23 protein-coding genes, 1 riboswitch and 1 other annotated feature (1 of these 25 cut by a window edge) are annotated in these 22,422 nt (G+C 37.9%); of the genes, 9 read left to right on the forward strand and 14 right to left on the reverse strand.

Translation table 11 applies throughout. The annotated features are described in order from the left end of the window. Positions 1 to 55: 55 nt before the first annotated feature. Positions 56 to 280: a DUF1450 domain-containing protein gene (locus tag ACQKIH_RS02630; protein WP_057986651.1), complete on the reverse strand. Its 225-nt coding sequence runs from the start codon at positions 278 to 280 to the stop codon at positions 56 to 58. A 228-nt stretch (positions 281 to 508) separates the two neighbouring features. Between ACQKIH_RS02630 and ACQKIH_RS02635 the strand changes: the two genes are divergently transcribed. Then, a complete protein-coding gene (locus tag ACQKIH_RS02635) occupies positions 509 to 1,153 on the forward strand; it encodes an RsfA family transcriptional regulator (RefSeq protein WP_427763277.1) in 645 nt (214 codons plus the stop codon). A gap of 33 nt (positions 1,154 to 1,186) precedes the next feature. On the opposite strand, the gene lipL is transcribed toward ACQKIH_RS02635, so the two are convergent. Continuing rightward, entirely contained in the window at positions 1,187 to 2,011 is an 825-nt protein-coding gene (gene lipL / locus ACQKIH_RS02640) for an octanoyl-[GcvH]:protein N-octanoyltransferase (protein ID WP_427763279.1), read from the reverse strand. Positions 2,012 to 2,172: 161 nt separating this feature from the next. Here lipL and hemQ point away from each other — a divergent pair, with 161 nt between their 5' ends. Further along, a complete protein-coding gene (hemQ, locus tag ACQKIH_RS02645; RefSeq protein ID WP_057986646.1) occupies positions 2,173 to 2,910 on the forward strand; it encodes a hydrogen peroxide-dependent heme synthase in 738 nt (245 codons plus the stop codon). A gap of 41 nt (positions 2,911 to 2,951) precedes the next feature. Here the strand turns inward: hemQ and ACQKIH_RS02650 are convergent, their stop codons facing one another. After that, positions 2,952 to 3,122 (reverse strand): hypothetical protein, encoded by a 171-nt coding sequence (locus ACQKIH_RS02650; RefSeq protein WP_169793441.1) that lies wholly within the window; start codon positions 3,120 to 3,122, stop codon positions 2,952 to 2,954. Between the two features lie 340 nt (positions 3,123 to 3,462). Here ACQKIH_RS02650 and gerQ point away from each other — a divergent pair, with 340 nt between their 5' ends. Beyond that, the gene (gene gerQ / locus ACQKIH_RS02655; protein ID WP_057986818.1) at positions 3,463 to 3,774 is read left to right on the forward strand and encodes a spore coat protein GerQ; all 312 of its coding nucleotides are present in this window, start codon (positions 3,463 to 3,465) and stop codon (positions 3,772 to 3,774) included. An 82-nt stretch (positions 3,775 to 3,856) separates the two neighbouring features. Here gerQ and ACQKIH_RS02660 read toward each other — a convergent pair whose 3' ends face one another. From ACQKIH_RS02660 to ACQKIH_RS02685, 6 genes are all read right to left on the reverse strand, one after another. After that, positions 3,857 to 5,545 carry a methyl-accepting chemotaxis protein gene (locus tag ACQKIH_RS02660; protein ID WP_427763433.1) on the reverse strand — a complete coding sequence of 563 codons (1,689 nt, stop codon included), beginning with the start codon at positions 5,543 to 5,545 and terminating at the stop codon, positions 3,857 to 3,859. A 224-nt stretch (positions 5,546 to 5,769) separates the two neighbouring features. Beyond that, a complete protein-coding gene (locus tag ACQKIH_RS02665) occupies positions 5,770 to 7,458 on the reverse strand; it encodes a methyl-accepting chemotaxis protein (RefSeq protein WP_427763282.1) in 1,689 nt (562 codons plus the stop codon). 292 nt (positions 7,459 to 7,750) lie between these two features. Beyond that, a complete protein-coding gene (locus tag ACQKIH_RS02670; RefSeq protein WP_427763284.1) occupies positions 7,751 to 8,131 on the reverse strand; it encodes a DUF423 domain-containing protein in 381 nt (126 codons plus the stop codon). Between the two features lie 47 nt (positions 8,132 to 8,178). Beyond that, positions 8,179 to 8,457, reverse strand: coding sequence for a YwdI family protein (locus ACQKIH_RS02675; RefSeq protein ID WP_427763286.1), 279 nt, complete (start codon positions 8,455 to 8,457; stop codon positions 8,179 to 8,181). Continuing rightward, positions 8,454 to 8,630 (reverse strand): hypothetical protein, encoded by a 177-nt coding sequence (locus ACQKIH_RS02680; protein WP_057986640.1) that lies wholly within the window; start codon positions 8,628 to 8,630, stop codon positions 8,454 to 8,456. The genes ACQKIH_RS02675 and ACQKIH_RS02680 overlap by 4 nt, the downstream gene beginning before the upstream one ends. A gap of 38 nt (positions 8,631 to 8,668) precedes the next feature. Further along, entirely contained in the window at positions 8,669 to 9,349 is a 681-nt protein-coding gene (locus ACQKIH_RS02685) for a uracil-DNA glycosylase (RefSeq protein ID WP_427763288.1), read from the reverse strand. Positions 9,350 to 9,517: 168 nt separating this feature from the next. Here ACQKIH_RS02685 and thiD point away from each other — a divergent pair, with 168 nt between their 5' ends. From thiD to ACQKIH_RS02705, 4 genes are all read left to right on the forward strand, one after another. Continuing rightward, on the forward strand, positions 9,518 to 10,366 hold the full coding sequence (gene thiD, locus ACQKIH_RS02690) for a bifunctional hydroxymethylpyrimidine kinase/phosphomethylpyrimidine kinase (RefSeq protein ID WP_057986637.1): 849 nt from the start codon (positions 9,518 to 9,520) through the stop codon (positions 10,364 to 10,366). 269 nt (positions 10,367 to 10,635) lie between these two features. Next, a complete protein-coding gene (locus ACQKIH_RS02695; protein ID WP_057986635.1) occupies positions 10,636 to 10,986 on the forward strand; it encodes a YojF family protein in 351 nt (116 codons plus the stop codon). Positions 10,987 to 10,998: 12 nt separating this feature from the next. Then, entirely contained in the window at positions 10,999 to 11,676 is a 678-nt protein-coding gene (bshB2, locus tag ACQKIH_RS02700) for a bacillithiol biosynthesis deacetylase BshB2 (RefSeq protein ID WP_057986633.1), read from the forward strand. Between the two features lie 266 nt (positions 11,677 to 11,942). Then, entirely contained in the window at positions 11,943 to 13,295 is a 1,353-nt protein-coding gene (locus tag ACQKIH_RS02705; protein ID WP_427763290.1) for a YjiH family protein, read from the forward strand. 84 nt (positions 13,296 to 13,379) lie between these two features. On the opposite strand, the gene ACQKIH_RS02710 is transcribed toward ACQKIH_RS02705, so the two are convergent. Beyond that, complete coding sequence (locus ACQKIH_RS02710) at positions 13,380 to 13,877, reverse strand: SRPBCC family protein (protein WP_427763292.1); 498 nt, start codon at positions 13,875 to 13,877, stop codon at positions 13,380 to 13,382. A gap of 217 nt (positions 13,878 to 14,094) precedes the next feature. On the opposite strand from ACQKIH_RS02710, the gene ilvA reads away from it, so the two are divergent. After that, complete coding sequence (ilvA, locus tag ACQKIH_RS02715; RefSeq protein ID WP_427763294.1) at positions 14,095 to 15,357, forward strand: threonine ammonia-lyase IlvA; 1,263 nt, start codon at positions 14,095 to 14,097, stop codon at positions 15,355 to 15,357. 51 nt (positions 15,358 to 15,408) lie between these two features. Here ilvA and ACQKIH_RS02720 read toward each other — a convergent pair whose 3' ends face one another. From ACQKIH_RS02720 to ACQKIH_RS02730, 3 genes are all read right to left on the reverse strand, one after another. Continuing rightward, positions 15,409 to 16,203, reverse strand: a complete 795-nt coding sequence (locus tag ACQKIH_RS02720; RefSeq protein WP_427763296.1) for an ABC transporter ATP-binding protein — start codon at positions 16,201 to 16,203, stop codon at positions 15,409 to 15,411. Continuing rightward, positions 16,196 to 17,236 (reverse strand): ABC transporter permease, encoded by a 1,041-nt coding sequence (locus ACQKIH_RS02725; RefSeq protein ID WP_427763298.1) that lies wholly within the window; start codon positions 17,234 to 17,236, stop codon positions 16,196 to 16,198. The genes ACQKIH_RS02720 and ACQKIH_RS02725 overlap by 8 nt, the downstream gene beginning before the upstream one ends. Before the next feature lie 138 nt (positions 17,237 to 17,374). Continuing rightward, positions 17,375 to 18,391 carry an ABC transporter substrate-binding protein gene (locus ACQKIH_RS02730; protein WP_427763300.1) on the reverse strand — a complete coding sequence of 339 codons (1,017 nt, stop codon included), beginning with the start codon at positions 18,389 to 18,391 and terminating at the stop codon, positions 17,375 to 17,377. 276 nt (positions 18,392 to 18,667) lie between these two features. Further along, a riboswitch (PreQ1 riboswitch) is annotated at positions 18,668 to 18,712 on the forward strand. 6 nt (positions 18,713 to 18,718) lie between these two features. Here ACQKIH_RS02730 and ACQKIH_RS02735 point away from each other — a divergent pair. Beyond that, complete coding sequence (locus tag ACQKIH_RS02735; RefSeq protein WP_057986620.1) at positions 18,719 to 19,204, forward strand: QueT transporter family protein; 486 nt, start codon at positions 18,719 to 18,721, stop codon at positions 19,202 to 19,204. Positions 19,205 to 19,270: 66 nt separating this feature from the next. Here ACQKIH_RS02735 and ACQKIH_RS02740 read toward each other — a convergent pair whose 3' ends face one another. Further along, on the reverse strand, positions 19,271 to 22,159 hold the full coding sequence (locus ACQKIH_RS02740; protein ID WP_427763303.1) for a hypothetical protein: 2,889 nt from the start codon (positions 22,157 to 22,159) through the stop codon (positions 19,271 to 19,273). A 261-nt stretch (positions 22,160 to 22,420) separates the two neighbouring features. Next, positions 22,421 to 22,422, forward strand: a binding site (T-box leader); it runs 206 nt beyond the window's last position.

Genomic DNA, 22,422 nt, shown 5'->3' on the forward strand with positions numbered 1-22,422 from the left:
CAGAACAAAACAAAAACTACCAGGTTGTATATATTCCGCCTAGTAGTTTATGTCATTACTTTTTTAGTTTGTCTAGCACCTTTACCATTAACTCCTCTTCAGTTAATGCGGCAACTGGTCGATTGTTTACAAATGTAAATGTTTTTTTGCGGCCGGGACCACAATATGAATGACAGCCAATTTCAATCGTTGCTTCTGAATCAATTTCTTGTAGTTTAGGAATTAACGTCTTTAAATTAACGGCCTGACATTCATCGCAAACGTGAAATAAGTTTGCCATAGTGTCAACACCCTTTCTCATCAAATTTGTTCATTATATCATTTAAACCTATTTTATTATTGTATCGTAAATAGGGATTGTCATTCAAGTAATTTCCTATCAATTCCGCCAAAGGTCTGATAGAGCAGTAAAATAATTATTTTCCAGTTTTATTGAATAAATGCCCTCTCATCTGGACATGATAGATTATGAACAACAAATCTATCAACATGGCAGGAGGTCATTTACATGACAAAAACTAGACAGGATGCTTGGATGCAAGATAATGACGAATTATTAGCGGAGGCTGTTTTACGTCACGTCAAGGAAGGCAGCACACAATTAAATGCTTTTGAAGAAGCGGGAGATGTATTAAATCGCACGGCAGCAGCTTGTGGATTCCGCTGGAACGCGGTTGTGCGCCGCATTTATGAAGAGGAATTATCACTGGCAAAAAAAGAACGCAAGGAAAAAATGCGCGTGTTAAATGCTGCAACAAAACGACGCATTAACCCACTCTATTTACTACCAACTTCTGAGGAGGAGCCGAAATCTATTCCTCTTTCAGCATTATCACTAGATATTGTAATTGCTTATTTAGTAAGGTTACAACATTCTCAAACATCCGAGCAGGAAGTATTAAAATGGCGCAAGTTGGCTGGTGTCTTAACGGAACAAAAGCAGGAACTTCAACAAGAGCTTACAGTGCTTCAAACTGAAAATAAAGCAATCAAGGATGACTACGAACAATTTGTTTCAATTATGAACCGTGCACGTCGCCTCGTAACATTAGAAACAGAAGATGCGCGTATTGCACCAACATTTAAAATGGAAAAGAACGGAAACTTAGTGAGCCACTTACCGACAAATGAATCGGGCGAAGTACATATGTAGTACTTCCCCCTCTTCTTACTTAACGTGCTCTCTTTAGCGCAACAATGATTCATTACGTTTTAAAATACGCGCTAAATAATAATCATATAGTTCCATCTCATTTAACTGAATCGGTGTTTCATATAGTTGTCCATTCCATGCCGTTAACAGTTGACGCAGGCGTTCATTCACTTGCTGGACTGTGAGCGGTTGTCCAATTAATTGCTGTAAGGAAGCCATAACATGAGGCGTAATGTCAGGATATTGGAATTTTGTTTGTTCCCCTTGTAAACTCGCTTCATAAAATTGTTTAATGCGTTCAGCACGTTCACTACCGTCTCCCTCAACGCATAAATAAATTTGGATGGCAATTCCGTTTTTCATGCGGCGCTGCGAAATTCCCGCGAATTTTTGTCCCCCTATGCTCAAATCATAGGAACCTGGGCAATACGAGCCAACAATTTCATAGGCTTTGATTTTATGAGCCACTTCCGGAAATAATGCACGAATTAACTCTACCATTAGTTCGAATGCATCGTTAATGCTAAGTGGCTTTTCTTCCCCTAGAACAATCGAAATATTAAGTACACCACTATCCAGTACAACGGCTAAACCACCCGAATTTCGAACAATCGGCTCATAACCATTTTGAATCAGCACATTCATGCCCTCTTCAATATGTGGTAAGCGATGATCTTGAATGCCTAATACAACTGCGTCATGATGCACCCAAGTGCGAATGGTTGCATCACTTTTTTGCTGTCCAATAAGATGACAAAGCGTATCGTCCATCGCAAAAGATTCTAGTGGTGAACGTTTATTGGCACTGATGGATTGGTCGATAAAGCGCCACTTTGTTTGCTGTAATATTTTTTTCATTTGCTTAACTCCTCAAATTTTTCATACACTCAGCATACCGCAAATGCAAGTCATGTCAAATTGATGAATTTCACTCACTTTTCGGTTTCAATTGTTTTTTTTCCGAGCAGTTGTGCTACACTAATTGTGAATCATTTTCAATTATAAGGAGTGTTAAACACATGAATGAAGCAGCAATTACATTAGATGGTTGGTACGCTTTACATGAATTCCGTTCTATTGATTGGGCGTCATGGAAATTAGTTTCACAAGAAGAACGTGAAGCCGCTACACAAGAATTTATCCAATACTTAGAACAATTAAATACAGCGACAGGCTCCCATGCTTTTTATGCCATTATTGGTCAAAAAGCGGATTTTATGCTGATGACATTACGTGAAACACCTGAAGAATTACATGAAGTAGAGACACAATTTGCGAAATTGGCTATTGCTGATTTTACAATGCCGGCTTATTCATACGTTTCAATAGTAGAGCTTTCTAATTACTTAGCAGGACAGTCTACAGAAGATCCATATCAAAACCCACATGTGCGTGCACGTCTCTACCCAGAACTACCAAAATCGAAGCATGTGTGTTTCTACCCAATGGACAAGCGTCGTGAAGGCAATGATAACTGGTATATGCTACCGATGGACGAGCGCCGTCAGTTAATGCATTCGCATGGCTTAATCGGACGTAGCTATGCAGGAAAAATCAAGCAAATCATTACAGGTTCTGTTGGTTTAGATGACCATGAATGGGGCGTTACATTGTTCTCTGATGATATGCTGCAATTCAAAAAAATCGTATACGAAATGCGTTTTGATGAAGTATCTGCACGTTACGGTGAATTCGGTGAGTTTTTAGTCGGGAATTTACTGGATACAGACAAGTTAGAGAAATTATTATCAATTTAATCAACACAAAGAAGGTGAGCTGCGGTATGCACTCACCTTTTTCATGTATTGTCATCCTGCATCTTTAATATGAGAATGACGGTATTAATAAATAAGCCAATGAAAAGAATAATAATAAATAAAAACCAATGCACCGGCTGTTCATAAAAAATCGCCACACCAAACGCTAAAATCGCACTCAATACAATACCTAGCCAAATTTCTAATTTCATCATCTTCACTCCTCGAGTTTACTTCACCACGAGGCAACATTCCCTTAACAATTATTTACTACCTTTACCCCATTTCCAAAAAATATTACACCTATATGTCTATTTATTAATAGTATATACAAATAGCCTACATTTATGCCGGGCTTGCTAAGCATCATTTTGGGCTCGCTGCATATACTGTACGAAAAGGAGGGTAATCGTCGTGAATTCAGACGACACATTGATTACTAGTCACCTTGAGACACATTGCTTTTATGTTCAGTTACACCAGATAGCCTGTCTACAAATTTAATTTTCTTTTGGAAAGGATGCGAGTTTGACTTATTATTGGACAAATCCGATGCAACAAATGAATCCATCGACAATCCCGATGCAACCGAGTTTCCCAAGTACTGGTTTGCCACGTGAGGAATCTTACATTGAAAACATTTTACGATTAAACCGAGGGAAACCTGGGGTATTTCATTTTTCATTTAATAATACGGGTGCCGCAGATAATAAAAAGGCGGTACGAGGTGTAGTTGAAGCAGCCGGTCGAGATCACGTAATTTTACGCGATTTAAAATCGGATCATCGTTATTTATTCCCGATGATTTACTTTGATTATGCTGAATTTGATGAGGAAGTTGCTTATTTCCCACAAACAATATAAGGTTTGCGGGATACAGAGGATTTGAAAAAACATGTGCATACAAAAACGTCACTTCCTGTAAAAGCGAAGTGACGTTTTTGTTTTATTTTACTTTAAACTGCTGAATTTCATTTTGTAATTGGTGCGCGCTTTCACTTAATGTGACCGCTACAGACGATACTTGTTGCATCGTTGTAGCTTGTTCTTCCGTTGCTGCTACAATGACTTCTAAATTTTGACTCGCACTACTAGAACCATTTGCAATTTCGGCAACAGAAGCAGTCACTTCTTCCGCGCTTGCAGATAATTGCTCAGAAGTTGCCGAAATCTCTTGAATTTGTACCGTCATTTGATTGATCGCTTGTTCGATTGATGTAAACGATTGACCGGCTTCACTAATAATTTGTACACCATCTTTTACTGACATTAACGATGCTGAAACGGCTCGCTCTACATTTTCTGTGTCTGATTTAATTTCCAACGTCAAATCGACAATCGAAGTTGCTGAGTTTTTAGATTCCTCGGCAAGCTTGCGGACTTCATCTGCGACAACTGCAAACCCTTTTCCATGCTCACCTGCACGTGCCGCTTCGATAGCAGCATTCAATGCTAATAAATTCGTTTGATCTGTAATGTCTGTGATGACTTTAGAAATCGAATTAATTTCTTCTGTTTGCTGTGCTAACTTTCGAACTAATGTATTCACTGAGTTCGTCGTTTCATTAATTGTTTCCATTTGCTTTTTCGCATCTTCAATAATCGTGCCACCTTGATCCGCTGTATCCGATGCCTCCATAGAGCTGGAATGTAACACTTGCGTTGCCTCTGCAATTCGTTGTACGCCTTGTGCTGTTTCTTCCATAGCATTCGCACTTTCTTGTGATGCTTGTGCCGCAGCTTGTGCTGAACCAGCTGTTTCGTTAATGCGCATTGTGATACTCTCCGAAGTCGCAGCTACTTCCTCTGTACTCGCTGACAGTTCTTGTGCTGAAGCCGTTAATTGCCCAGCATTCGTTTGAACATTTTTTATAAGCGAAGCTAAATTATTTTTCATTAAATTAAATGATTGACCAAGCTGACCAATTTCATCTTTTGATGATGTTTGAATATCCTCGTTCGTTAAGTCCCCTGATGCAATAATATTTGCCTTTGTTACTAATACTCGAAGTGGCGCAACAACTTTTAAACGGATAAAAATAATTGCGGCACCACCAATAACAACAGTAAGACCTAATACAATCCAAACCGTTATTTTAGAGTAAACAATAGACACCTCTGTTTCTTTATTAACTTCAGCAAGTTTTTCCTCTTGATATTCTACAATTTGATTGGAAACTTCTAAAATACCTTCATTTGCAGTTTTTAATGTTGTATTAATATAATTATTTGCTAATTGTAAATCATCCTTTTTTACTGCATCTAATAAATTCACCGTTCCTTCATCAAATTGCTCGTTAAACTTTTGCATTTCTTCAAGGTAACCGTCCATTGTTTCATCTCTTACTAATCCTGTTAAATACGCTACTTTGTCATCTAAATAATCCATGTACGCATTTAAATTTTCTATTGACTTTCCCGATTCATCTAACACAACTGCGCGCGAATATAAACCTTGCATCGCTACGCCATAACGAATTTGTTCAGCCGTTCGAATTTGTTCTACGCGACTATTCATTGCTTCATCTGAATATTTTTCAATGTCATACACGTTCCAATAACTAAATATAATTGTTACGATTAATACTGCAATAATTGAGTAAATTGCAATATTTAATTTTGCTCCAACACCCATTTTTCTTGTACCTACTTTCAATTCACTAATTGTTTTAAAATGTTATTTGATTTTCATTTGCTAAATAAATCTCTTTTAAGTTATTTCGGCACTATTTCACTTTAATATTCATAATTCCGCACTTTATTCCAACATTATACATAACTCATTCAAAATTATTCATATAATATCTACCAAGCGCACAAAACGTCACTTCCTTTAAAAAGTGAAGTGACGTTTTTGTTTTATTTTACTTTAAATTGCTGTATTTCATTTTGTAAATGGTGCGCACTTTCGCTTAACGTGACTGCTACGCCATTCACTTGTTGTATCGTTGCAGATTGCTCTTCCGTTGCGGCTACAATCATCTCTAAGTTGCGGCTTGAATTGCCTGAGCCATTCGCAATTTCTGCGACAGAAGCCGTTACTTCCTCCGCGCTTGCAGATAATTGTTCAGAAGTCGCCGAAATCTCTTGAATTTGCGTCGTCATTTGATTTACTGCCTGCTCAATCGTTGTGAATGAGTGGCCCGCTTCAGTAATAATTTGGACGCCATCCTTCACCGATATTAACGACTCCGAAACCGCTCGTTCTACATTTTCTGTATCCGATTTAATTTCCAGTGTTAAATTAACAATTGAATTTGCTGAGTTTTTTGATTCCTCCGCAAGCTTGCGGACTTCATCTGCGACAACTGCAAACCCTTTTCCATGCTCACCCGCACGTGCCGCTTCAATGGCCGCATTCAATGCTAATAAATTCGTTTGATCAGTAATATCAGTAATAACTTTAGAAATCGAGTTAATTTCTTCTGTTTGCTGTGCCAATTTTTGAACTAATGCATTCACAGAGTTCGTTGTTTCATTAATCGTTTCCATCTGCTTTTTCGCTTCTTCAATAATCGCACCGCCTTGATCAGCTGTATTCGATGCCTCAATCGAGCTCGCATGTAACACTTGCGTCGCTTCTGCAATTCGCTGAACGCCCACTGCTGTTTCTTCCATTGCATGGGCACTTTCTTGTGAGGCTTGTGCCGCAGCTTGTGACGAATCATATGTCTGATTAATACGCATTGTGACGTCATCCGATGCCGCAGCCATTTCCTCTGTGCTCGCCGACAGCTCATGTGCGGAAGCCGATAACTGTCCAGTATTTAGTTGAACATTTTTTATAAGTGAAGCTAAATTATTTTTCATTAAATTAAATGATTGACCAAGCTGACCAATTTCATCTTTTGATTTCGTTCGAATATCCGATTTCGATAAATCCCCTGATGCAATAACATTTGCCTCAATGACTACTAATTTTAGTGGCGCAACAATTTTTAAACGGATATAAATAACTGCGGCTATACTGATGAGAATACTAACAAACAAGAAAAACCAAGCTGTTATTTTAGAATTATTAATGTAAAGTTCTATTTCATCCTTAATTTCTACAAGTTCTCCCTCTTGATAGGCTAAAATTTCATCCGAAATGCCGAGAATACCTTCATGCGCTGCTTTTAATGACGTATTCACATATTCATTCGCTAACCGCGTATCCCCTACTTTGATAGCTTCTAGCAAATTGATTGTACTCGTATTATATTGGTTATTAAACGTGTCCATTTCTTTTAAATAATCCGTCATCGTCTGACTTCTTATCATTTCTTTCAAACTTAAAATTTCCTCATTCAAAGTATTCATATGAAATTCCAATTGTTCGATACTTTCCTTCGAACGATCTAATACGACCGCGCGTGCATATAAACTTTGCATCGCTAAACTGAGACGAATTTTTTCAACCGCTTGAATTTGCTCGATGCGATTATTCAATGCTTCATCTGTGCTCTCTTCAACATTATCTATGTTTAAAAAAGTAAAGAAAATTGTTAATATTAATGCTGTAACAATCGAGTAAATCGCAATATTTAATTTTGCTGTAACGCCCATTTCCCCATTACCTTCTTTCTATCACTTGTTGTTTTACAATGATGTATCTTTGGTATTTGCTAAGTGAGCTACCATTTTGGTTATTCATGTAAATCACATCGAATTATCACCATACATTACTGTAATTAAATTCAAATTTATTATACTTTCAATAATATCGAAATTATCAGAACAAACTATTTGTATCTCTCATTTTATTTCATTAATAGACATATCTCAACAAAATATTTTATTTAGTCCACAATAAAAAAAATCCCCTTCAAAAAGGGATTTTTTCGAGCTCAATAAAGCGTTACTTTGCGTGTTTTAATGTCGCACTGATGATCATAGCCCAACCGATTAAAAATAGCACACCTCCAATTGGTGTAATGGCACCTAATACTTTTATGCCAGTAAGAGCTAATACCATTAAACTACCAGTAAAGAAAACAACTCCAGCATTGAAGCATATAACAGCAATTTTTAATTGTTTTACTTCGCCAAAAATAGCTTTTGACATTAAAATACCAACTAATACGATTGCTACTGCATGCAGCATTTGATATTGGATCGCCGTATTCCAAATGCCTGTACCATATGCATCTAATTTGTCCTCCAACGCATGGGCAGCAAACGCACCTAATGCTACTGCTAAAAAGCCTTGAATAGCACCGGAAATAATTGAACCTTTCATTTTAAAAACTCCTTTTTAATTGATTATTCATTTCAAATATTTAACTACTAAAAATCAAAAAGCGATTCGCCATTTGCATCTTCTTCCTCTAGCTTTTGAGATGACGTGACAAGTGGCTGTGAAATCATCATAGAAGTTGTTTGGATATTATGTACGTGTGGTGCGGCTACTGATGGCTTTGCAACAGGTTTCCCTTCGTCTAAAACGACATTACATAGCGCACGAATTGCCGATAATTGCTCACGGATTTGCTGTTCATCACGCGTTTGCTTTGCTTGAATCGCATGCTTTTCAATTTGTTGGACAATTGTTTCGTAGGAAATCATCGCTGTCCCTCCTGTTTTTTCGGTACAAATTTTAAACAGTCCATACCTGAAGATTGTTTGACAAGAACAGACGGTAGTTGCTTCGTTTTAAAACCATATGCCGAGCAGCCACGCGGGTTATTTTGATCCCATGTAACATGGAAGTATTGACATTTAAAGCAATCAACTTTCATCAGCTGCTCCCTCTCTTTCTATTCTACTTTACCATGGATTAATCTGAGATACACCACTCTATTGGCTGTTTCCCCATAGCCATTAAAGCTTCGTTCGTTTTTGAATAAGGCTTGCTCCCAAAAAAGCCGCGATATGCACTAAGCGGACTTGGATGTGGTGCTTCCAGGATAGTATGATTTTTATGAAAACGTTCGATTAATGTACGCTTACTTTGTGCAGGCTTTCCCCATAGGAGAAAAACAGCGGGCTCGTCACGATTGGCAACACTTTCGATAATCGCATCCGTAAATCGCTCCCAGCCTTGTCCTTTATGAGCATGCGCTTCTTTTTCACGAACTGTAAGTACCGTATTTAATAGGAGAACACCCTGCTTTGCCCATGCAGTTAAATCACCATTTTGTGGAATGGGACATCCGATATCCTCCTGTAATTCCTTCAACATATTTTTCAAGCTTGGTGGTAGCTTTTGTCCATTCTGCACTGAAAAACTTAAACCATGTGCTTGATTGACACCATGATATGGGTCCTGTCCTAAAATAATTACCTTCACATCTGGGTAATCTGTTATTTGTAAAGCATTCAATATATCCGACTTTTTTGGATAAACCGTTTCTTCATTATATTGCTGTTGTAAAAATTGTTGGAGCTGTTGAAAATAAGGTTGTTGAGATTGTGGTGCTAAAATATCACGCCACGTATTCGTTAATGTATCAATCAATGCTTTTCACCTCTGTCCAAACAGTAATCAAATTTGCTCCAAAATTCAAGTACCACCCTATCTGACCTTATAGTTTTTTCTTATTCTGACTATTCCAAGCAGTCACAAGCAAGCTATAATTAATACTAACTAAGAATCATATTTCATTTACAATAAGGAGATGTTTTTATGACATTGAAAAAAACGTTAACGATCGCAGGTTCAGATACATCAGCTGGCGCAGGTATGCAAGCTGATTTAAAAGCTTTCCAAGAGCATGGCACATATGGCATGGTTGCCCTTACAGTTGTCGTAACGATGGACCCAATAACATGGAGTCACAGTGTAACGCCACTTCCTACTGAATTATTACAAAAACAAATTGATACAGCCCTTTCAACAGGTGTAGATGCTGTTAAAACAGGGATGCTTTCAACAGAAGAAATTATTAAAATCGCTTCTGAAGCCATTCAAAATTCAGGGACAGACAAAGTTGTCATTGACCCAGTGATGATTTGTAAGGGGGATGATGAAGTGTTAAATCCAGGTAATACAACTGCGATGATTAACTATTTATTACCTTACGCAACAGTTGTTACACCAAACCTTTTCGAAGCAGGACAATTAGCAGGAATGAAAACACCAAAAACAATTGAAGAAATGCAAGTTGCTGCTGCTAAAATCCATGCATTAGGCGCTAAAAACGTTGTCATTAAAGGCGGGAAAGCATTAGCCCATGAAAAAGCAGTAGATCTATTCTTTGATGGTAATGAATTCAAGCTACTTGAAACGGAGAAAGTCGCTTCTACGTATAATCACGGTGCAGGCTGTACGTTTGCAGCAAGTGTATGTGCAAACTTAGCAAACGGCTTCACTGTGGAAGAATCAGTGATTGAAGCAAAAGAATTCGTTTCAGCTGCGATTAAACATGGCTGGGCTTTAAATGCTCACGTAGGCCCTGTTATGCACGGTGCAAAACCACGTTTCGGCGCACCGCAAGTAACTGTTACAACAATTCCAAGTGTTACAATTGCGTAATTGATATCATCATAATAAATGAAAATCACACAAGATGCTTAGCCGCCTTGTGTGATTTTTTCGTTTGTTGATTCGAAGTGAGTTAGCGAAATTGTCTATTAAAACTAATTTTGTCTATTAACTATGCTTAATTGTCTATTATTCAAAGTACTTCATATAAAAAACATAGAAACTAAATACAAATCGCCCACGCTGCCAATGCCTACTATTTTCTTTTATCCGCTCGTTTTACTATACTAAAGAGAGAGTACGATTTAGGGGGATTAGAAATGAAAGAAGTAAATACGCAAGAGCTACAAGAATTACTGAATTCTTTTGCAAATAAAGACGTTTTTATTCATTTAGAAACGACAAATGGCTCTTATGCGGCCCATTACGATGAAAAGTTCTTTAATGCCGGTGCGTTTATCCGCAATGTCAAATTACGTTACGAGCTAGGGAAAATTGTCGATGATGCCCCACACCGTGTTGGTTTAAAATTGGAACATGGTTGGGTTTATGCACAAGGCATTACACATTTTAAGTTAGATACAGAAGGTCGTCTATTAATGGCGGGTTTAGATTATACAGGGAAGCTGGCAGTCGCACTTGAAATTAGCGAAACGCCATTTGCTTATTAAGGGGGACATACAATGACTTTACAAGAAGAACGCCACGTTTTAGTTGTTTACCCTCATCCAGATGATGAAGCATTTTCAGTTGCAGGAACGGTGCGTATGTATCGCAATATGGCCGTACCTGTTACATATGCTTGTTTAACATTAGGTGAAATGGGCCGTAATCTAGGAAATCCACCGTTTGCGACACGTGAATCGTTGCCAGACATTCGTCGTCAAGAGCTTGTTGCTGCCTGTGCTGCAATGGGTATTGAAGATTTACGCATGATGGGCTTACGTGATAAAACAATTGAATTTGAAGATGATGAAAAAATGGTGAAGCTTGTGACGAATTTAATCGAGGAATTAAACCCTTCTGTTATTTACACATTTTTCCCAGGCTTCGCGGTGCATCCCGATCATGAAGCAACAGCACGTGCGGTTATTGAAGCAGTACGTCGCATGCCAAAAGAGGCACGCCCACGTATTTTAGCGGTTGCTTTTGCGAATGATACAGTCGAAAAAATTGGGGAAGCACCAATCGTTGTCGACATTCGCAGTGTGAAAGACGATAAAATAAAAGCTTTACAGGCACACGCTTCTCAAACCGCTTGGATGATGGCAGAAACGGAAAAACGCATCGATGACGGTGAAGTGTTAAGCGATAGCTGGTTAAACGTTGAGAAGTTTTATCCGTTTACATTTGAAGATTAATTGTATATGGATTATTTAAGGCGAGGGATTATCCCCTCGCCTTTTTTATGCGTTAAAATGTTTTTTTATACAGTTATATATTTATAGTTATGAGGCAAACTCTATATAGTAAAACGTTTCACAAATACGCTTCCCATCTATTATTCATATTTTAGTCACTCCTAAAAATCTGAAAAGTTAGTCTTCAATAAAAACAGTAGACATCTGCATATATTCAGTTTATATTGTATAAATATACAAACTAACATAAAAAGAGGTTAACATATATGACGAAAAAATTTCCTTTCTACACATGGTTCCTGTTCGTTGCTCTTTCGGCATTAGGCGTATTTTTATTCATTACACCGATTAATACCGCAGATGGCATGAAAGTTCCGATTGCGATTCTTGCCAATATGCTTGCTGGTAAAGTCGAGCCATTTATCCATTGGTTTGCACTCGTTACCTTTATTATTGCAGCAGCAGGCTCAGTTATCATGCAGTTCATTCCACAAAAAGGGCCACGTACATTGATGGATTCTTTATTCCGTGTCAACTGGTTCTGGACAATTATGCGTGTCCTTGCTGTTATTTTTACGACGATGTACTTATTCCAGTTCGGTCCTGCAAGCTTTATAAGTGAAGATACAGCGGGTATATTAATTGACCCTGCTTCTGGTCTTATCACATTTATGTTCGTGCTATTTTTATTTGCTGGACTATTACTACCATTATTAACAGACTTTGGTTTACTTGAATTTTTCGGTTCTATGATGGTAAAAATTATGCGTCCCCTTTTCAAAATTCCTGGGCGTGCAGCAGTTGACTGCTTAGCTTCATGGGTTGGTGATGGCACAATTGGTGTTCTATTAACGAGCAAACAATATGAAGAAAAAAATTATACAGGTCGTGAAGCCGCAACAATTGCTACAACTTTCTCTGTCGTGTCAATTACGTTTTGTTTAGTTGTTATTGAAACGATTGGCATTGAAGAATACTTTTTACAATTTTATGCTTCAGTTGTTTTTTGTGGTCTAATTTTAGCTTTCATTATGCCGCGTATTTATCCGTTGAAGCAAAAAGCCGATACATTAATCGATGGCACAGAAGCTCCTGCAAACCGCGAAGAAGTAAAAGAAGGATTTAATGTATTTACTTTCGGCTTACACAATGCGTTAACGAAAGCTGACTCGAATAAAAAACTTGGTAAAATTGTTGCTGGTGGTTTTAAAAACGTATTAGAAATGTGGTTTGCCGTTACCCCAATCATTATGGCGTTCGGTACAATTGCATTAGTACTTGCTGAGTTTACGAGTGTATTCCGTATTTTAGGGATGCCATTCGAGCCGATTTTAACGTTATTACAAATTCCAGAAACAAGTGAAGCCGCTCAAACGATGATTGTCGGTTTTGCTGACATGCTTTTACCTTCTGTTTTAGGTGCTGGCATTGAATCCGAACTAACGCGTTTCTTCATTGCAACAGTTTCTGTCACACAGTTAATTTACTTATCTGAAGTGGGTGGATTAATTTTAGGGACAAAGTTACCGTTAAAAATTTGGGATTTATTCGTGATTTTCTTAATTCGTACAATTATTTCAATTCCAATCATTGCTGCGATTGCGCACATTATATTTTAACTTCTTGTAGCGAGCATTACAGTATCCAAAAAGCCATTTTGATTTTTACGTCAAAATGGCTTTTTATATAAATATGAAAGTAAGTTATTCTGGGTAATTAATTTTCCCTGTTTCAACTAGTTGTTTTAAACCTAAAAACATATAGTGCCAACCTTGCTCAGTGCTTGCAACAAATTCTTTTTCTGCTTTTTCAATGTCTACTTGGCTCCAATTCTCTTCATGCGGCACGGTAATTTCTTGCGTAAATGTCATTTTAGAACCATTTCCCTCATTTTTCAACTGAACGGTAATTATGTCCTCGGCCTCACCAAACTGTGGCATTCTAAATGTTTGGCGAATTAAATTTGGTCGGTCTATCGTTAAATACATACCAATTGCTCGGTAATCCACACCTCCGCGATGATCTACAATTTCCCATGTTCCTCCTTCTACTGGGTCATTTGTAGCCACTTTATTTGTATGTTCCATAGTAAAAAGCCACTTTTTCATCATTTGTGCATCCAACCATGCATTCATAACACTTTCTGCAGGGACTTCAAATGTTCTTGTCATTGTTAATGTTGTTTTTGACGTATTTTGCATTGCTAATCTCCTCCTTATGCTTGTTCTCTTCCAAAGATATACGATTTTTATTTCATTAAGCAACTTTTACATTCATTTAATAAGCGCCCAACTCTCTAATAAAACGTTTTCATTGTGATTACTTTGTGAAATTTCATAATTAACTGAATTTTAAAACATTTATAGTTTTATTTATGTTAAAATGATTAAATTCGATATATAACGGAGGTTACATGGTATGGAAGTTACACAAACGAAAACAATTGCAGTGGAGCATATTTTAATTGCGCATCACTTTTTAAAGGATGTCGTCGTACACACACCGCTTCAACGTAATGATTATTTATCCGAAAAATACGGCGCAAATATTTATTTTAAACGAGAGGACCTGCAGCATGTACGTTCTTTTAAGTTGCGCGGGGCTTACTATAAAATAAAAAAAATTGAAGAACAGGCGCGTGTTACAGGTGTTGTGTGTGCGAGTGCTGGCAATCACGCACAAGGTGTTGCGTATGCTTGTGCGAAACTTGAAATTCAAGCGACGATTTTCATGCCAAAAACGACTCCTAAACAAAAGATTGATCAAGTGCGCATGTTTGGTCGTAACTTTGTAGAAATTCAGCTTTCTGGTGATACTTTTGATGATTCTGCGGTGAGTGCCCTTGCCTATTGCGAGGCAGAGGAACGTATTTTTATTCATCCATTTGATGATTTAGATGTCATTGCTGGTCAAGGTACGGTTGCTGTTGAAATTATGAATGATATTGAAGAACCGATTGATTACGTTTTTGGTAGTATTGGTGGTGGTGGGTTAATGTCTGGTGTATCTACCTATATTAAAAATCTATCACCGAATAGTAAAGTTATCGGTGTAGAGCCTGCTGGTGCCGCCTGTATGCAATCCGCATTCGAACAAGACGGTCCGAATGCACTTGGTTGGATTGATAAATTTGTAGATGGAGCCGCTGTAAAATTGGCTGGCAATGAAACATACCAAATTTGTAAGGCACATTTGGACGATATTATAACGATTCCTGAAGGTAAGGTTTGCACGACTATTTTAAATTTATACAATAAACACGCGATTGTTGCAGAACCTGCTGGAGCACTTTCCGTTGCAGCACTTGATTTTTATGCGGAAGAAATTCGTGGAAAATCAGTCGTCATCATTATTTCAGGTGGAAACAATGACATCGGTCGTATGCAGGAGATTAAAGAGCGCTCTTTAATTTACGAAGGGTTACTACATTACTTTATCGTCAGCTTCCCACAGCGTTCAGGTGCACTACGCCAGTTTTTAACGTCCGTACTTGGGCCAAATGACGATATTACAACGTTTGAATATACGAAGAAAAACAATAAAGAAAGCGGTCCTGCACTTGTCGGAATTGAAATCGGTCATCCCGATGATCGTGCTGGTTTACTACAACGCATGACAGCAAATGGCTTTGAATACAAAGAAGTGAATAAAGATAGTACGTTATTTGCTTTATTAGTGTAAGGTAAATAAACAAGCCCGCATTCCTCATTTTGAAGGAATACGGGCTTATTTTTATCCTAATAATGCACGGTCTGAATTCATTTTTTCACCACGAATGTGTTCAAATTCAGTCATTAAATCTGGAATGGTTAATGCTGATTTTCGTTCTGCACCGACTTCCAAAATAATCTGACCTTTGTCCATCATAATGAGGCGATTTCCTAAATCTAGTGCCTGCTGCATATTATGCGTTACCATAAGCGTCGTTAAGTTACTTTCCTCAACAAGCTCCTTTGTCAGCTTTGTAATGAGCTCTGCACGCGAAGGATCGAGCGCAGCGGTATGCTCATCTAATAATAAAATAGCTGGCTTCGTAAATGTCGCCATTAATAAACTCAGTGCTTGGCGTTCCCCACCTGAAAGTAATCCGACTTTCGCAGTTAAACGATTTTCCAAATTGAGGTGAAGCTTTTCTAATGATTGCTTGAAAAATTCTCGACGTTTTTTATCAACACCGCCACGTAATCCACGTTTTGTATTTCGTGAATAGGCGATGGCCAAGTTTTCTTCAATCGTCATAGAAGGTGCTGTGCCTGCCATTGGATCTTGGAAAACGCGTCCAATATGCACCGCGCGCTTATGCTCAGGTAAACGTGTTAAATCATTACCATCAATCACAATCGAACCAAAATCCGGTGTCAATGCACCCGAAATCATGTTCATCATCGTCGACTTACCTGCCCCGTTACTGCCGATAATTGTCACAAAGTCTCCCGCTGCTAGATGCAAATTAATATTGTCCAATGCATTTTTCTCATCTGGTGTACCTTCGTTAAATATTTTGTTAATACCATCTAGTTTAAGCAAGACCATTTCCCCCTTGCTCTACATTTAATCTTGCCTTTTGTGCTGCTACTCGCGCCGCTAAACGCTTTGCCTTACGCTTTTTCTCTTTTTGCTTATTTAAAACTTGTGGAATAATTAATGCTAAAATAACGATAATCGCGGTAATTAACTTCATATCGCCCGTGTCTAACCAACCAACTCGCAATGCCAAAGCGTAAATTAAACGATAAATAACCGCACCAGCAATAACGGCAAATGTTGTACGCATAATCGACTTCGTACCAAAGATTGCTTCACCGATAATAACCGAAGCTAATCCGACAACGATCATCCCGATACCTAGACCAATATCCGCAAACTTTGTATATTGGGCAATTAATGCACCCGATAATGCAACCATCCCGTTCGATAAGCCAAGGCCTAAAATGATCAAAGAATCTGTGTTAGCAGAAAAACTTCGAATCATCCGCTTATTGTCCCCTGTCGCTCGAATCGCAAGTCCAATTTCCGTTTTTAAGAATCGGTCCATTATTAGTTTAATGATCAATGTTATGATCAGCATGAAAAATAAAATACCCCATGTCGATGGAAGTGATTTTCCTCCCATTGCTGTTACTGCACTTGAAAGTACGCTATCTATGCCTAACTTTGACCAGAAGTCGTTAAACATCGTGAACACTGTATCCGTATTTAATAGTGGAATATTGGGGCGTGTTACACCTGTATCAGATGTAATCCCCATAATACGAAGGTTGATCGAATACAAGGCAATCATCATCAAAATCCCAGAAAGTAGCGGATTGATTTTCCCTTTTGTATGTAATAAACCCGTCATACATCCTGCAAGAAATCCAGCAACCATCGCTACGATCGTTGCTAAAATCGGGTTATAGCCAAGCACAATCATCATTGCCGCTGTACCAGCCCCCGTTACAAAGCTACCATCGACTGTTAAATCTGGAAAGTCTAACACTCGGAATGTTAAATACACTCCGAGCGCCATAATTGCATAGATGATTCCTTGCTCTACTGAACCAAACAAAGCTGTAAACATCTCGAACCATCCCCTAACTATTGTTTTAATGGAATTCAGGCTAAGAACGCCGCGTCCTGCGGCAACGCCTGAGTGACCAACATCCTGTTGGCCCAAATAAGGATTCGCGCTAAGTGGTGTGCTTAGCGCGAATCTGTGTTATTGTACTTCCGCTTCCCACTCAGGCTTAATTTCTAAACCTAGTGTTTCCGCAGTATCTTTGTTAATTAATAGTTTTAAATTGGCTGGGTATGCCGCTGGAATTTCAGCTGGTGTTTTACCTTCTAATAAAATTTGTGCCGCCATTTGACCTGCTTCATAGCCGATATCAAAGTATTCGAAACCGTATGCAGCTAAACCACCACGTGCTACTGAATCAAGCTCGCCTACGATTAATGGCAATTTGTTTGCATTCGCAACACTAATTACTGATTCTAAAGCCGATACTACTGTATTATCTGTAATAATATAAAAGGCTTCTACTTTGCCAAGTAAAGATTCCGCAGCTTGTTGAACTTCTGCTGGATTTGATGCAGCTGCTTCAACAATTGTTAAGCCTTCTTTAGCTGCTAATTCTTTTACTGTCGTAATTTGTGCTACTGAGTTTTGCTCACCTGCGTTGTAAATCATCCCAATGTTTTTTGCACCTAAGTCTTTTAGGAATGCAATTGTCTTTGGCATTGTTTCTGGGTGTAAATCAATTGTACCCGTTACATTTCCACCTGGTGTTGCCATTGAGTCAATTAATTCTGCACCAACCGCGTCAGTTACAGATGTGAAAAGAGTTGGAATTTCAGTCGTTACACTCTTTACTGCTTGTGCTGATGGTGTTGAGTTTGCAAAAATTAAATCTACATTTTCACTTACTAGTTGTTGCGCAATTGTTAAATTGGCCGTGTTATCATTATTTGCTGATTTATCGAGATACTCTGCTTTAATACCTGCATCTTCAATCGCTTTTTTGAAACCATCTGTTGCTGCATCTAATGATGGGTGCTCTGCAATTTGAGTAATCCCAATTTTAAATTTTTTCTCATCCTCTGTTTTAGCTGCATTAGCTGAATCAATTTTCCCTGCATCTTTAGCAGTTGAATCCTGTTCTTCTCCACCACATGCTGCCAATAATAAAAGAAGCCCAAATACCAAAAATGATAGCTTCGTTAACTTTTTAGTCATAAACGATGATCCCCCTATTTCTTTCTCTATTTTTTGTGTCGCACTTCATTCGAATAAAGTGTGAATTAAAAATATATTACCGCTATGAAATCATATAGTCAATAACTTTTAGAATGTTCTGATTATATTTATCCCCATATTTCAAGACTTTTCCGTTAATTTGCCGCTTTAAACCGCTAAACTATTACACCTTTTCTAATTGTGACAATTTTTCAACAATTCTTTGAAATTTGACGAAAGGCTTGTCATTATATTAAAATATTACCTTATGCAAAAAGCATCGTGGTTCGTAACCATCCCACGTAAAAAAACTAGGAGGAATAGAAGATGAAAGTAAAATATTTAGCTATGAGTGCCATTATTGCTGCGCTCTACATTGCAGTAACAATGCTTGTTGCTCCAATTAGTTTCGGTCAAGTACAGTTTCGTATTGCCGAAATCTTTAACCATTTAATCGCTTTTAATCCACGCTATATGGTTGGTGTGGTATTGGGTGTATTTATTTCCAACTTCCTGATGTCCTCTGTTGGACCAATGGATTTAATTTTCGGCGTTGGACACACGATCCTTACATTAGGTATTTTTATTGCCATTTGTAAGTTCGTTAAAAATATTTGGGCTCGCCTTATTGTTAATACATTGTTATTTACGTTTACGATGTTTATTATCGCAGCACAGTTAAATCTTGTGTTGGACTTACCGTTCTGGGAAACATGGGCGTTTGTCGCGTTCGGTGAATTCGTTGTCCTTGCTGTCGGTGCACCAATTATGTATGCACTCAATAAACGTTTAAACTTTAAAAAAATAATTTAACGAAAAATAGCCAACTATCCAGAAAAACTCTGATAGTTGGCTATTTTTATATTTCAAGCTTATCTTTTAAATATCATCTTTATACATATCCGTATAAAGTAGCTCTAATTTTTTAGATAACTTACCAAAGGCTGTTTCCCAAGCTTTACGAGCTTTATCGCTTTTTTCAACAGGGCTGGCCACATATAATGCATGTACTTCAGCAACCTTTTTTAAATCTTCTTCGGCCTGTGTTAGCGTCGAATAGTTTTTCACAACTTTTTTATCAGATGCACTCAACTTGTCGTATATACCTCGAATAGTTGATACATCTCCTTGTAAATCTGCTTTATAGACACCTTTTTGAATAAGTGCATTAATGGATTCCACTACCGCAAAGCCTGCTTCATTTGATCCTTGTTGACCTTTTTCAGCTTCAATTAGCGCTTGACGAACACTTGGATTCACTAAGCCCACTTGCTTTGCAGAAAGCTTAGCGAAGGCTTTAAGAACCGTTGCTTGATTACTGCTAAACGATTTATCGTATTGCTTCATAAAGGATTCGACCTTTTTCACATCTGCTTCTGCTGTTTTTAAAATAGCGGCGTTCGTAATACGCTTTTTGTCGCTAGAACTAAGGTTTTTATATTGAAGAGAAAACGTTTTAATCTCTTCTACTGTCACTGTATATAAATCATTCGTTACGATTTTTCCGATAGCATCATTAAATGCACCAATGTCCGCTGTATTGCCATCTACAAGACGGTTATCTAGAAGTTGTTGATATTGCTCATTCGCTAAATGTTGCTGATTGGCAGGCAGTTTTGCAAAAGCCTTTTCTACAGATTCAATCTTTTTCGCTTGTTTTGCGACGTTCATTTCTTCACGAGCCGTTTGTACTTTTTTATGGAATGATGCTACTGCTTTCACATCTTTACTAGCAGCCGTCAATAAATGATAGTTCGTTACATGTTTACGCGCAGCAGATGACAGGTTTTTATATGCTGCTGTTGCTGTATTCACGTCTTTTTCTAATGTTGTAAACGAATATTTTGTGATATCAGCAAACTTAGCAATATCCCCTTTTAATGTTTGTGCTGCCGCTTTATCTGCCGGCTCTTTGCCCTTATCATCAACCGTCACAGTCGGTGGATTATTTAATAGTAGATCTTCATTATAAACGAGAGATTGTTGCAAACTTGTTAGCTTATTATAAGCTTTTAGAGCATTGTTATGGCTCGATTTTAGTTTACTTTCTTTTACACCACTCACTTTTGACAGTCCATCATACTCTTTTATTTGCTTAATCACCTTGTCAGCTGTCTTAAAGTCTTTTTGCAACTGCGTGATTTCTGTATAGCCAATAATTTTAGCTGCTGATGTTTTCGTTAAACTTTTATATTGCGAAATAATGCGGTTCACATTCGTCACATGATCCTGCCATGTTTGTTCAGTCGGATTGGTTGGGTAAATATCGTCTCCAATATAGCTATCTATTTCTATATTTAAAGCAGCAATTTGAAATTCTTCAGCATTTTCTGCTAGTTGTAATTTCGTAATATTTTCAGCTGGTACTAACTGTCGCTGTTTGAACGTTAGCTTGTCATACGCAGTACGTATCGATTTGGCTGTCGTTACTTGCTTTTCTGGTGCCAAAATCCCAGACAATTTATCAAAAAGCTTATCAAACTGGGCAATCTTTTTAATATCTTGCTTTGCTTCATTTAAAATAGCTAGATTTTGTACCGTTGTTCGGTAGTTTTTTGATATTGATTCTATATCGGCTTCAATCTGATCTATCGCCTTCTGTAAATCTTCTACTTTTTTATATCCGTATTGCCCCAGATTACCGTTATAGTTAATAAGATTAGCAATCGCTTGACTAACCTTTCTCACCTTTCCAATTTCTTCAACATCTGTCGGTGCTTTCATGATACCCAGAATGCTATTATACAAAGCATCCCCTACATCTAGACTACGCTGTAATAAATCAAGCTTGTCATAATCTGCTTCAATATCTGCTATATATTTCAGCACTTTTTCAGCTTCCACTTCATTTTCATTGAATTTATCCATTTTTTCTTTTAATGCACTGATCGCTTTTATATCTGCAAGTGCGCGCTCTAATATAGCATAATTTTTCACATTAGCTTTGGCAGGAGGTGCTAACGCTTGATATTGACTATCTATCTCCTCTACCTTCGCTTTAAATGCACCTAGGTCTGTTGTTATATTGTACCTACTGTCACTAATACGCAATGTATCAATAGCTGTAATCAATGTTTCTGACGGCTCATTAGATACCGTTACTTCATTTGAAAAATCTGATTCAGTACTGGCTGTTCCTACAGTTGCAGATACCACAACCTTAATATGCTTCATACCTTTTTCCAATGCACTTACTGGTATCGTGTAATTTCCACCTGTCGCACCCTCAATAGGCGAATACGTTTCATTTTCGCTCCAATACCATTTGTAGCTATATGTAATTTGGTTATTTTTTAATTTAGCTCCACCAATATCCGTAACTACTGCTCCACCTACTTTTATCGTTTCACCTGGCGCTACAAAATTTGAATCCGAATAGCCAGTAAGTTTTGGTGCTGCGATTTCTAGTGATAGTTTATTAATAGGCATTGCATCACTTTTATATACCGTACCTGCTGTCGATATTGCTTCTAACATAACCGTTTTACCCGCGGCTTCTACTGGTACTATAAATGACATCGTTGTCGCACCAGAAATCGGCTTTTTCGTCACCGTAGCACTATCCCCCGTTGTCTCCGTTCCAACATAATACCACTGAAACCCTTTAATAGTTGTATTTCCTAAGCCCCCAATAGACGCTGTCAATGTTTCATTTACAATTGGTTGTCCTGTAATTGTAAATGACGATGATCCTTCTGCCCCCGCAACTGGTGGTACTGTTATGACCATTGGGATAGTAGCTACCGCTAAAAATAGTTTTTTATTCAATATATATAGTCCTCCTTTAATTTCCTTGAGTATTATATCGGTTACATTTCAATTAACTTTATTTTTGCGGATCACTTCTTACCATTCCCTACCAGGTTTAATGACAAACTTGCCGAGTCACCAGCATGCTTTAAAATAATTGACTTTTCTATCTACTTACGCGTACAATAACTTTAATCTAATTTGTTCGTGTATATGGTAGCAGGTTGCGGGAGCGTGACCACCATCCTAGCAAAGTTTAGATGAGATTAGCTGAGTTGAGT

The organism is Solibacillus cecembensis (assembly GCF_050272495.1).
In the GTDB taxonomy this organism is placed as follows: Bacteria; Bacillota; Bacilli; order Bacillales_A; family Planococcaceae; genus Solibacillus; species Solibacillus cecembensis.